10 protein-coding genes are annotated in these 11,918 nt (G+C 38.9%); 5 read left to right on the plus strand and 5 right to left on the minus strand.

The window, feature by feature from the left end:
• The first annotated feature begins 149 nt into the window (after positions 1 to 149).
• Positions 150 to 1,412: a hypothetical protein gene (locus FEDK69T_RS08790; protein ID WP_035630776.1), complete on the plus strand. Its 1,263-nt coding sequence runs from the start codon at positions 150 to 152 to the stop codon at positions 1,410 to 1,412.
• A 104-nt stretch (positions 1,413 to 1,516) separates the two neighbouring features.
• Here the strand turns inward: FEDK69T_RS08790 and rlmF are convergent, their stop codons facing one another.
• Positions 1,517 to 2,431 carry a 23S rRNA (adenine(1618)-N(6))-methyltransferase RlmF gene (gene rlmF / locus FEDK69T_RS08795; RefSeq protein WP_023573797.1) on the minus strand — a complete coding sequence of 305 codons (915 nt, stop codon included), beginning with the start codon at positions 2,429 to 2,431 and terminating at the stop codon, positions 1,517 to 1,519.
• A 356-nt stretch (positions 2,432 to 2,787) separates the two neighbouring features.
• On the opposite strand from rlmF, the gene FEDK69T_RS08800 reads away from it, so the two are divergent.
• The 4 genes from FEDK69T_RS08800 to FEDK69T_RS08815 all read left to right on the plus strand — a co-directional run bounded on the left by FEDK69T_RS08800 (position 2,788) and on the right by FEDK69T_RS08815 (position 8,178).
• Positions 2,788 to 3,558, plus strand: a complete 771-nt coding sequence (locus tag FEDK69T_RS08800; RefSeq protein WP_162147246.1) for a DUF2490 domain-containing protein — start codon at positions 2,788 to 2,790, stop codon at positions 3,556 to 3,558.
• Between the two features lie 294 nt (positions 3,559 to 3,852).
• On the plus strand, positions 3,853 to 5,535 hold the full coding sequence (aspT, locus tag FEDK69T_RS08805; RefSeq protein ID WP_023573799.1) for an aspartate-alanine antiporter: 1,683 nt from the start codon (positions 3,853 to 3,855) through the stop codon (positions 5,533 to 5,535).
• Positions 5,536 to 5,578: 43 nt separating this feature from the next.
• Entirely contained in the window at positions 5,579 to 6,919 is a 1,341-nt protein-coding gene (locus tag FEDK69T_RS08810) for an anaerobic C4-dicarboxylate transporter family protein (protein WP_023573800.1), read from the plus strand.
• Positions 6,920 to 6,957: 38 nt separating this feature from the next.
• Positions 6,958 to 8,178 carry a porin gene (locus FEDK69T_RS08815; protein ID WP_023573801.1) on the plus strand — a complete coding sequence of 407 codons (1,221 nt, stop codon included), beginning with the start codon at positions 6,958 to 6,960 and terminating at the stop codon, positions 8,176 to 8,178.
• 82 nt (positions 8,179 to 8,260) lie between these two features.
• Here FEDK69T_RS08815 and rplT read toward each other — a convergent pair whose 3' ends face one another.
• The 4 genes from rplT to thrS all read right to left on the minus strand — a co-directional run bounded on the left by rplT (position 8,261) and on the right by thrS (position 11,529).
• Positions 8,261 to 8,605: a 50S ribosomal protein L20 gene (rplT, locus tag FEDK69T_RS08820; RefSeq protein ID WP_023573802.1), complete on the minus strand. Its 345-nt coding sequence runs from the start codon at positions 8,603 to 8,605 to the stop codon at positions 8,261 to 8,263.
• 136 nt (positions 8,606 to 8,741) lie between these two features.
• Positions 8,742 to 8,939 (minus strand): 50S ribosomal protein L35, encoded by a 198-nt coding sequence (gene rpmI / locus FEDK69T_RS08825; protein WP_014164268.1) that lies wholly within the window; start codon positions 8,937 to 8,939, stop codon positions 8,742 to 8,744.
• Positions 8,940 to 9,010: 71 nt separating this feature from the next.
• The gene (infC, locus tag FEDK69T_RS08830; RefSeq protein ID WP_081711712.1) at positions 9,011 to 9,559 is read right to left on the minus strand and encodes a translation initiation factor IF-3; all 549 of its coding nucleotides are present in this window, start codon (positions 9,557 to 9,559) and stop codon (positions 9,011 to 9,013) included.
• 29 nt (positions 9,560 to 9,588) lie between these two features.
• On the minus strand, positions 9,589 to 11,529 hold the full coding sequence (gene thrS / locus FEDK69T_RS08835) for a threonine--tRNA ligase (RefSeq protein WP_023573804.1): 1,941 nt from the start codon (positions 11,527 to 11,529) through the stop codon (positions 9,589 to 9,591).
• Positions 11,530 to 11,918: the final 389 nt, after the last annotated feature.

Consider the following 11,918-nt stretch of genomic DNA (forward strand, 5'->3'; position numbering starts at 1 on the left):
TTACTGCGGAGAGAAATCTTCTTACTGCGGAGAGAAATCTCCTTACTGCGTAAATGAAACTCTTAACAAACTTTCGTTATATTTGTACAACATCAGTACTAAAAATCCTCAACGGATACAAAGCCGGCGGGACGGTAAATTTTTTCAGGATGCACTTTAAAAAAACACTATATATTATTCTGTTTCTGGTTTCATTATCAGCAAAGGCCTCTTTCGTGCTCTTGCCGATGGATCCCGAAACACAACAAAATCACTTAAAAGCCTACGGGATCACCTATTGGGCATTGGAGAAACAGTACAAAGTGAGTTGGTTGCTAAACTACCGCGGCGGTTCGTTTTTATTGCCCGATGCTCCGGAAATCCGAAAGGAATGCCAGATTCGCGGTGTGTCTTTTGAAGTCCTTTCCGATGGTGTAGCCAACGGGATTCTTGAAGAAATCAGTTCCCCTTCCCAAAATATGGAAACCGTAGTTTTGGAAAAAGCCCCAAAAATTGCAGTCTACACACCAAAAGGAAAACAACCTTGGGATGATGCCGTAACCTTAGTGCTGACATACGCCGAAATTCCCTTCACCCCAATATATGATGAAGAAGTACTGAACGATGCATTACTATTATATGACTGGCTGCATTTGCACCACGAGGATTTTACAGGCCAATACGGAAAATTCTTTGGAGCTTACCGAAATGCACCTTGGTACATCGAACAGAAAAAAGATGCTGAAGCATTAGCCACTAAACTTGGGTACAGTAAGGTGTCACAGGAAAAATTAGCGGTAGCCCAAAAAATAAGAAACTTTGTGATTGGAGGCGGATTCATGTTTGCCATGTGTTCGGCCACAGACAGTTTTGATATTGCACTTTCGGCAGAAGGAGTTGATATCTGCGAATCGATGTTTGACGGAGATCCGAGTGATGCTAACTACCAAACCAAAATTGATTACAATAATACATTCGCTTTTAAGGATTTCACGTTGGAGCGTAATCCTGTAGCCTACGAATTTTCAAATATAGACGTGACCAATACCCGAAAAGTCTTACCGGATGTGGATTATTTTACATTGATGGAATATTCTGCAAAATGGGATCCGATTCCGTCCATGTTATGCCAAAATCATACCCAATTGGTGAAAGGATTCATGGGACAGTCAACTGCTTTCGACACTGATTTGATAAAATCGAACATCTTGATAATGGGAGAAAACAAACAAAACGGCGAAGCAAGATATATCCACGGTACCAAAGGTAAAGGGATGTTCACCTTCTACGGAGGGCACGATCCAGAAGATTACAAGCATCAGGTGGGAGATCCGCCAACAGTTTTGGACTTGCATCCTAATTCACCAGGGTATCGCCTGATTTTAAATAATGTTTTATTCCCGGCAGCCAGAAAGAAAAAATTGAAAACGTAATAAAACAAAAAGCCATCTTCTACAGAGATGGCTTTTTTGTTTTTATATATCCGATATTTTTGGGTATACATGCGATTGTTAATTGTCAAAGTTGGCTGGTTAACTTAAAAATGCCATACCAAAAAACGACTGATTTTATTTCCCTGTTCCATATCGATGGTTCTTACATTCTTTGCATTTACTTTTTTCAGTACCGTATATAAAGGTTTCAGGTTTTCTTTTTTGGAAACAAGTGACGAAAAAGCCTTGCATTGTGTTTTGAAATGAACGCTTTCATAAATCATGTTGGTGATAAATGCCAGTTCCCCGCCTTCACACCATAGTTCGTTATTTTGGCCGCCGAAATTCAGAATGGGTTTTCCTTCCGTGGTTTTGCCAAGATTTTTCAGTTTTCTGGTTGTTCCTTTTATAGCTTCACCTTTGGAATTATGAAACGGAGGATTGCAGATGGTGAAATCGAAAGTTTCTCCCGGTTGAATAATTCCTTTGAAAATATTTCGTTTGCTTTCCTGAAGTCGGATGGAAACCGCATCTTTTAATTCCGGATTGTTGTTGATGATAGTTTCGGCGGTGTGTTTTGCTGGTTTATCCACTTCAGTACCCACAAATTCCCAACCATATTCCTGATGTCCGATGATAGGATAAATACAATTGGCACCGGTTCCGATATCCAGAATCCGGACGCTCTTTCCGGTTGGTAGTTGCCCGCTATTGACTTCGGCTAAAATATCCGCGATATAATGAATGTAATCGGCGCGCCCCGGAATGGGAGGGCAGAGGTTGGTTTTTGGCAATTCCCAATAACTGATGTTGTAAAAATGTTTCAGCAAAGCTTTGTTTAAAGCGCGAACTGCATCAGGATTGGCAAAATCAATACTTTCATTCCCAAATTTGTTTACGGTAACAAACGGTTTCAGTTCCGGCAAAGTTTCGATTAAGGATGTAAAATCGTAATTGCCGTGGTGTTTGTTTCTCGGATGCAGACTTTTTTGCGCAGTATCGTTTTTCGTGTTTTTCATGGGAATCGTATTGCTGTCAAAGGTAGCTTAAAATAAACATTCCAAAAAGTAAAATGGTTTGCCGTTTAGCCCCGATAGGAGCGGCATCTTGTAGAGCGGATGGCGGGATCATGGTTTGTAGACAGTGCCCAAGCCATTCGCTCCTGAATTCTCTGCTTTAAGCCATTTAAAAACTAGTAGTAAAGGTTTGTGTTTTATAAATAATTAGTGGTTATTTTTCTGGAAGTCACCATGGCAGAAACGGTATTAATATTTGTTTTGCAGGAAATTTTTGCTTTTGAAGAGTTTAAAAACGAATAGAGATATGTAAATTTGTTAGGATGTGTTTACTTATTCCAATAAATTTCACTGTGAAAATGAAGAAAAGTATAATCAAAACCTTGTTTTTTTTGTTGCCGTTGACTTCTTTTTGTCAGGAGCAACAGAAAAAGGTAATCAATCAAAATTCACAGTTGTGGTTTTCCATAAATACGGTAACTAAATTTCATGAGCATTGGGGAATTGTTGCGGATGCTCATATCAGAAGTGACGAATTTTTGAAGGATAACAATTTTTATTTTCTGAGAGGAGGTTTTACCTTTATTCCACATGCGAAAATGACATTTACGGGTGGTTATGCCCACATGTGGCTGGCTCCATCTAACCCCGAATGGAGTACGTATGCCGACGAAAACAGAATTTACGAGCAGTTTCAATTAAACACATTGTTCGAGAACGTTGGAATTCTTCAAAGAATTAGGATCGAGCATCGTTGGCAGGAAAAAATTGTGGATGATAAGGAGTCCGGTGAACTCAGGTTTACTAATAGAATACGCTATCTGGCTCTTTTTGGGATTCCCATTTTTAAAAAAAAGAACCTTCCGGTTTTAGTATTATCAGACGAAATTCTGGTACATTTTGGAGAAGAAGTGGTTTATAATACGTTTGAACAAAATCGGTTTTTTATTGGTATCAAGCAAAATATAAATTCCAAGTTGAGTTTTGATTTTGGGTATATGAATGTTTTTCAACAAAAATATTCCGGCTATCAATACGATATGAATCACACCTTTCGATTGTTTTTTTACTATAATTCAGTCTTAAAAAAAGGTATTTCACATATGCCTTATAGATCCGGGGACGAATAATATATTATTTCAGAATTTATGTGCCTCAGTTTTTTATTCTGAGGCGGTTCATTTTATCCTTAAGATGTAGTGTAGGGATTATTTCTATTAAAAAACGAACTGATCTTCTTTTATTTTGAAAATAAGAAGTATAATATTGTTAAATATATGTAAATGTGTTAAAAAAAATATTATATTTACTCAAGTTAATTTGAAAAGCCCCCCTCTATTGCATTTCCTACGCATGTTTTTTAACTGACTGAAAGTTAGTGGTTATCATTTTTTTGTCGTTTTATCAATTTTAAAATACAACAAATGTCAACTGTTACAACTATTTTGCGTGAACATCCGGAATTGGCGGTTTTTTTGATGTTGGCATTGGGGTTTTCCCTGGGGCACATCAAGATTGGTTCATTTAAAATTGGGGTTGTATTAGGGACTCTGTTTGCCGGTGTGCTTATTGGCCAGTTGGTTATTGAGGTGCCTGAAGTTGTAAAAACAATTTTTTTCGATCTTTTTCTTTTTGCCACAGGGTATAAAGTAGGGCCCCAATTTTTTCAGGGACTCAAGAAAAATGCACTTCCCCAATTAATGCTGACAGTAGTAATTTGTGTTTCCTGTCTGCTTGTGGCATTTACAATGTCTAAATTTTTAGGTTACGATGTGGGAACGGCCGCCGGTCTTTTGGCGGGCGCATTTTCGGAATCGACGGTTATCGGAACTGCTGCGGCATCAATTAGGGAACTTCCTATTTCTGCAGCTGAAAAATCTCATTTAATAAATAATATTCCGGTTGCTTATGCGGCCACTTACCTTATTGGGGCAACAGCATTAGTGTTTTTTTTGACTACCATCGCTCCTAAGTTATTACGGGTGAAATTAGTAGAGGAAAGTAAAAAACTCAGCCAGTCTTTAACCGGAGAAACAGAACATGAGCCTGGTGTTGACTCAGCCTACCAAAGATGGATTATCCGTGCGTACAAATTCACCAACGAAAAGTGGATCGGACTGACAATTGCCGAATTTGAGAAAGAGAATTCAGACCTAGGGATTATTATTCAGCGGATACGGCATAACGGAATTTTGATAGATCCGACACCGGAGACCGTGATCAGTAAGGATGATGTAATGGTAATTATGGCTCAACATGGAATTATCCTTAAACGTATTTGGGAAATTGGTCCCGAAGTTTTGGATGAGGAGTTGCTGAATTTTCCTATTGCCCACATGGAAATTACCCTTACAAATAAAGATGTTATCGGAAAGACAATTCGTGAGGTCCGTGACAGTAGAAGGGCGGAAGGAATTATGCTGGATAAAATCACGAGAGAATATCATGAAATCCCTTTTGATTTAAACACTGTTTTGCAAAGAGGAGATATTTTAAAAGTATCGGGTAAATTGGTGCATTTGGAAGCAGCGGCTAAAAAAGCAGGTTTCTTAGATCGTTTAAGTGTCGAAACAGATATCATCTTCGTAAGCTTGGGTATTGTTTTAGGAGGATTGGTAGGATTGCTTTCAGTGTCACTCTTTGATATTTCCATAACCTTAACCACCAGTGGAGGTGCGTTGGTCATGGGATTAGTGTTTGGATGGCTGCACTCGCGGACTCCTGTTTTGGGGAGGATTCCCGAAGCGGCATTGTGGGTTTTTGACAATCTGGGATTAGCGACTTTTATCGGGCTTGTAGGCATGACGGCCGGCCCGACTTTTATAGCAGGACTAAAAGCAATAGGGTTCAGTATCATATTTGCCGGACTTGCTGTGGCTATAATTCCTCATATAATTGGTTTGCTTTTCGGAAGATACGTGTTAAAGATGAATCCGATAATATTACTGGGAGCTCAAACAGGAGCGGGAACTTCGACTATTGGACTTAAGGCAGTCCAGGATGCTTCGGAAAGTAAGTTTCCGGTTTTGGGATATACGATTCCTTATGCTTTAGGGAATATTATTTTGACGACTTGGGGACCTGTTATTGTTGGTTTGATGACGTGATTTCAGAATTTTCACTGAATAGTAACTAAATAAACTTTGTGATATGTTTTGGTTAGAAATAGCAGTTCTTTTGGGGATGATTCTCATCGGGTCACAAATGAAAGGCATCGGTTTGGGTGTCATGGGGATGGTAGGTCTCCTGATTTTTATTTTTGTATTTAAGATGAAACCCACCGATCCGCCTATTGATGTGATGTTGATAATCATGTCCATCGTAACAACTGCTGCAACCTTGCAGGCTTCAGGCGGATTAGATTATCTGGTAAATCTTGCCGAACAAATCATCAGGAAAAACCCTTCCAATATTACATTTATAGCGCCTTTTACGGTTTACTTTTTATGCTTGTTCGCCGGGACGGCCCACATTGTTTATTCTTTATTGCCGATTATTTCAGAAGTAGCTGCTAAAAAACGAATTCGTCCGGAGCGACCTTTGAGTATTTCGGTAATTGCTTCCCACTTGGCTCTGACCGGAAGTCCTATGAGTGCGGCTACGGCGGCATTTGTTGTAGTGTTGGCTTATCCGGGAGCATTAGTGGATATTATGATGATATGTATTCCATCCAGTATTATAGGGCTGTTGATCGGTTGTTTCTCTGTTTTCAAAAGCGGAAAGGAACTGAATGATGATCCCATTTTTATTGAGAAGATGAAAGATCCTGAGTTTGCAAAAAGTTTGGACACAGAATCCGAATCTTCTGGAACTCCGTTGAAACCGGGTGCTAAAAAATCGGTTGTTATTTTTGGAGTCGCCATTTTGATGATCGTGATTGCTGGGGCTTTCCCTGATTTACTGCCTCGTTTCAGCCCTGGAGCAGCAACTCTTGCTGTTGCCAAAGATGGGTCTTTAACAATGGTGACTATTATCGGAGTGGTTACCTTAACGGCTTCAGCGATGATGATGCTGCTTACAAAAACAAGTGCGGCTGAAGTGACCAAAGCAAGTTTGTTTACAGCTATGGCCTCTGCAGTAGTGTCGGTTTTTGGTGTGGTTTGGATGAGTTTTACTTTTATGAATCATAATCAGAAACTTATTTCCGAAGTGTTAGGCGAAGCGGTGGCTGAGTACCCATGGACGTTTGCCATCGCTGTTTTTATCATGGGAGTTTTAATGTTCAGTCAGGCGGCAACAACAAAGACCATGATGCCTTTAGGGATGACTTTGGGCGTGGCCCATCCTGCCCTGATCGCGATTTTCCCTGCAGTTAATAGTGATTTTGTGCTACCAGGCTATCCAACGCTGTTAGCTGCAATTAATTTTGACCGAACCGGAAGTACGAAAATTGGGAAGTATGTGATCAATCACAGTTTCCTTATTCCTGGCGTGGTGGCCATTGGCGTAGCTATAGCCATTGGTTTTTTATTGGGAACACTGCTATTATAAATGCTAATAATAATTTGTTTAAACTAAAACCATAACCTATGAAAAAGAAATTATTTATTTTATTGTTGCTTAATTTGCCCTTCTTTATACAAGGGCAGGTTATAGAAAAGCAAACTTCGGAGGGGAATAAGTACGTAGATTCCATACCCAGTTTAATACCGATTGACAGGCAATCATTATTGTCAAATGTTGATGTGATTTTTAACTCGCGTTTTGCCTATGACAGTCATTTCAGTTCATTACAACCTGATGGTGATGAGGGACATGATTATTCGAGTTTTAATGTAAACCAGCTTCGTTTTGAAATTAAGGGTAAAATTCACGACAAAGTTTATTTCAGATTTAGACACAGATTCACTAAGGATGTTGAGATAGGTAGTATTGACCATATGAGCCAGGCAACTGATATGGCTTTTGTACGTATAGATGTGGGGCCACGAACTAACTTTTCATTGGGGAAATTATGTGCCGATTGGGGAGGATATGAGTTTGACTTTAATCCAATCGATATTTTAGCTTATAATGATATCGTTGAATTTGCCGATAATTATTTAGTGGGGGCAAGCGTTGCTCATACACTTGAAAGTAAAAAGCATAGTTTTTCATTTTCGGTATTGAATTCCCGCACCAAAACTTTTGAAGAAGTTTACGGTACATCAGCTCCAGCAGGCTTGGAGACTTCGGAATATCCTTTGGCTTTCGTGGCAAACTGGAGAGGGAGTTTTTTTAATGGAAAATTTGAAACCACTTATAGTTATAGTTACTTTAATGAGGCAGTCGGCGCACATATGAATTATATAGTGCTGGGAAATAAATTTAAGTTTAATGACAAATTTGTTTTGTATTATGATTTTCAATACAGTGATGAAGGGTTGGATAGAACAAGCATAGTATCCAGTATAGTAAGTACACCGCTAGCTACTCCTATCGCCGTTAGGGATGCATTATATGTGGAAAACTGGTTACGGGCAGAATACTTTGTTACTCCTAAGGTAAATTTGCTTATGACAGCTATGCATAGTAACCATTATTGGAAGGATAATCCTGATCCGGGTGCAGATGATTTGTTGTCTGTAAGTTATGGTTTAATTCCGACAGTTCAGTATTTTCCATTTAAAGACTACAACATGAAGTTTTATCTGTCATATATATACAGAAAATATGATTATAAAAGTTATGCGGAAGCGGCATATGGTGTAAAAGATTATACTACCGGTGTTTTGAGCTTTGGTATTATCGCACCGTTCTTGGTATTATAGTTTTAGAACAAGTGATAAAAAACAAAACCCCGCTTTAGGCGGGGTTTTTGTAATAAGTAAGATAAATATGTTTAACAAACGTTTATTTAATTTTATTTACGATAGCTGTGAAAGCTGCAGGGTGGTTCATAGCTAAATCAGCAAGAACTTTACGGTTCAATTCGATATTGTTAGCTTTGATTTTACCCATGAATTGAGAATAACTCATTCCGTGTAAACGTGCACCAGCGTTGATACGCATGATCCATAATGCACGGAAGTTTCTCTTTTTCTGCTTTCTACCACGGTAAGCATATTGCATTGCTTTTTCTACCGCGTTTTTCGCTACTGTCCAAACGTTTTTACGTCTTCCAAAGAAACCTTTGGCTTGTTTTAATACTCTTTTTCTTCTTGCTCTTTTAGCAACTGAATTTACCGATCTTGGCATAATTTTAAATTTTTTTTGCAGTAAGGCGACCTTTCGGTACTTCTAATTCCGATTGCTCGGAACAGCCCACTCCAGGGTTATTGAATTGTTTTAACCGAAAGAACGATTAAGGGTTAATTGACAATAAAATTGTCGATTAGATAATTCTTAATTGTTCTTTTACACTCTTCACGTCAGACTGGTGAACCAAAGCTGAGTGAGTTAAAGCTAATTTACGCTTTTTAGATTTTTTAGTCAAAATGTGACTTTTAAAAGCGTGCTTTCTTTTGATTTTTCCAGAGCCAGTAACTTTGAAACGTTTCTTAGCACTAGATTTAGTTTTCATTTTAGGCATTTTCTTCCTAGGTATTAGATTTATCTTACTTACTATTTTTTTACTGCAAACTGACAAATGCCAACTGAGTACTATTTTTTCTTCTTAGGAGCGATAAACATAATCATACGTTTACCTTCAAGAACCGGTAGTGCTTCCACTTTACCGTAATCTTCCAAATCCTGTGCTAAACGAAGCAACAAGATTTGTCCTTGCTCCTTATAAATAATCGAACGCCCTTTAAAGAATACGAATGCTTTTAATTTGGAACCTTCTTTTAAGAATTTTTCCGCATTTTTCTTTTTGAATTCGTAATCGTGCTCGTCTGTTTGAGGTCCGAAACGAATTTCCTTAATGGTAATCTGTGTCGATTTAGCTTTTAATTCTTTTTCGCGTCTTTTTTGTTCGTAAAGGAACTTTTTATAGTCCATGATTTTACAAACTGGCGGTTCTGCATTAGGTGAAATTTCAACCAAATCCAATTCCAGTTGATCGGCTAAACGTAAAGCATCTGCGGTTTTGAATACTCCCGGTTCTACATTGTCACCTACAAGACGTACTTCCGGCACACGGATAAAATTATTGATTCTGTGTGGGTCCTTTTTTTCTACTCGAGGTTGAAAACCTCTGTTGTTTCTTATTGCTATGGCTTTAAAATTTTAAGTTAAACTTAGAATTGTTTTAGTGTTTTGTTTATTTCTTCTTTCACCAAAGAAGCAAATTGCTCAACAGTCATCGTTTCGTTCGACTTCCCGGCATCACCGTGACGACGGACAGAAATCGTGCCGTTCTTCTCTTCTTCCTCACCAACAATCAGCATAAAAGGAAGTTTTTGTACTTCTGCCTCTCTGATTTTTTTACCAATTGTCTCGTTTCGGTTATCAATTAGGGCGCGAATTTCGTGAATTTCCAGCAAATCTGAAACTTTTTTGGCATAATTTTCATATTTCTCGCTCAAAGACAGGATAATAGCCTGCTCCGGCATTAACCAAAGAGGGAAGTTTCCGCCCGTGTGTTCCAGTAAGATAGCAATAAAACGCTCCATTGAACCAAAAGGTGCACGGTGGATCATTACTGGTCGGTGTAATTCGTTATCTGAACCTTTGTATGACAAGTCGAAACGCTCTGGTAAGTTGTAATCTACCTGGATTGTTCCTAATTGCCAGCTTCTTCCTAAAGCATCTTTTACCATGAAGTCCAATTTCGGACCATAGAACGCGGCTTCACCTGGTTCGATTACATAATTCAATCCTTTATCTCTTGCGGCACTGATAATAGCGTTTTCCGCTTTTTCCCAGTTTTCTACCGAACCGATGTATTTGTCAGGATTATTTAAATCACGAACAGAAACCTGAGCCGTGAAGTTTTCAAATCCTAACGATCCGAATACATACAATACAAGGTCGATTACATTTTTAAACTCGGCATCCAATTGATCCGGCGTACAGAAAATGTGCGCATCATCCTGAGTAAATCCGCGAACACGTGTCAAACCATGTAGTTCTCCGGATTGTTCATAACGGTAAACGGTTCCGAATTCCGCATAACGCTTCGGTAAGTCTTTGTAACTCCAAGGTCTTGCGTTGTAAATTTCACAGTGGTGCGGACAGTTCATTGGTTTTAATAAAAACTCTTCTCCTTCCGCAGGTGTGTGAATTGGCTGGAAGCTGTCTGCTCCATATTTTGCGTAGTGACCGGAAGTCACATATAATTCTTTTTGTCCGATATGAGGCGAAACTACCTGCTCGTAACCGGCTTTCTTCTGAGCCTTTTTCAGGAATTGTTCCAATCGATCGCGTAGAGCAGCTCCTTTTGGTAACCATAAAGGTAAACCTTGTCCAACTTTTGGGGAGAAGTGGAATAAATCCAATTCTTTTCCAAGTTTTCTGTGATCACGACGTTTTGCCTCTTCTAGTAATTCAAGATAATCCGTCAAATCTTTTTGTTTAGGGAAAGAGATTCCGTAAACGCGGGTTAACTGTTTGTTTTTCTCGTCACCTCTCCAGTACGCTCCGGCTACCGATAAGATTTTCATCGCTTTGATGATTCCGGTATTCGGAATGTGTCCTCCACGGCATAAGTCGGTAAAAGTAGAGTGATCGCAGAAAGTAATCGTACCGTCTTCCAGATTTTGGATCAGTTCCGTTTTGTATTCGTTGTTTTTGTATAGCTCCAATGCTTCTGATTTAGTAGCTGAACGCATTTTGAATTCGTGTTTTTCTCTTGCGATTTCCAATACGCGGTCTTCTACCGATTTAAAATCCGCATCCGTGATTTTTTTATCACCGAAATCTACATCATAATAAAATCCGTTGTCAATAGCTGGACCAATGGTTAGTTTGATTCCTGGATACATTTCTTCCAAGGCTTGTGCCATTACGTGAGAAGATGAATGCCAGAACGCTTTTTTACCGTCTGCATCGTTCCAGGTATATAATATAAGAGCGCCGTCCGTGGTTAGTGCGGTGGTGGTTTCAATGGTTGTACCGTTAAAAGAAGCCGAAATAACATTTCTGGCCAAACCTTCACTGATGCTTTTTGCAACATCCATAGGAGTTACACCTGGTGCAAACTCCCTAACCGAACCGTCCGGTAAAGTAATCTTTATCATATTTTGTAATTAATAAGATGCAAATATAATTGTTTATAAAAGACATACAATATATATATAAGGTATAATTTTCTTTTTGAAGCGAAAGTTTCGGGCTTTTTTTTGGTTTCCCTGTTCCCGCTTTCCGTTGCAATTCCTCCGCTGCGCTGCGGGATTTCCACTACAATCGGGGCTAGGGGATGGGCTTTGTTGATTTACCGGTAAACTTTTTTGATACTGTTGCCTATATATAATATAGTAGAAGCAAAGTTGATCACTCCGCTGTTATGCTTCTTTGCGATTTTTTTTAAAAAAAACTTTCAGGGTTTAAGAAATGGTTATCAGAGAGTTAAGGGGAACAAGCAAAAAAAAGATTAAAAAAAGACCTGAAATAATTAGGAGTTACGCAA

This window comes from Flavobacterium enshiense DK69, from assembly GCF_000498495.1.
Classification (GTDB): Bacteria; Bacteroidota; Bacteroidia; order Flavobacteriales; family Flavobacteriaceae; genus Flavobacterium; species Flavobacterium enshiense.

Bases quoted from the DNA above. Each gene is read 5' to 3' on its own strand.
- FEDK69T_RS08790 (WP_035630776.1), top strand. From the start codon at position 150: ATGCACTTTAAAAAAACACTATATATTATTCTGTTTCTGGTTTCATTA.
- rlmF (WP_023573797.1), bottom strand. From the start codon at position 2,431: ATGAAAAACACGAAAAACGATACTGCGCAAAAAAGTCTGCATCCGAGA.
- FEDK69T_RS08800 (WP_162147246.1), top strand. From the start codon at position 2,788: ATGAAGAAAAGTATAATCAAAACCTTGTTTTTTTTGTTGCCGTTGACT.
- aspT (WP_023573799.1), top strand. From the start codon at position 3,853: ATGTCAACTGTTACAACTATTTTGCGTGAACATCCGGAATTGGCGGTT.
- FEDK69T_RS08810 (WP_023573800.1), top strand. From the start codon at position 5,579: ATGTTTTGGTTAGAAATAGCAGTTCTTTTGGGGATGATTCTCATCGGG.
- FEDK69T_RS08815 (WP_023573801.1), top strand. From the start codon at position 6,958: ATGAAAAAGAAATTATTTATTTTATTGTTGCTTAATTTGCCCTTCTTT.
- rplT (WP_023573802.1), bottom strand. From the start codon at position 8,605: ATGCCAAGATCGGTAAATTCAGTTGCTAAAAGAGCAAGAAGAAAAAGA.
- rpmI (WP_014164268.1), bottom strand. From the start codon at position 8,939: ATGCCTAAAATGAAAACTAAATCTAGTGCTAAGAAACGTTTCAAAGTT.
- thrS (WP_023573804.1), bottom strand. From the start codon at position 11,529: ATGATAAAGATTACTTTACCGGACGGTTCGGTTAGGGAGTTTGCACCA.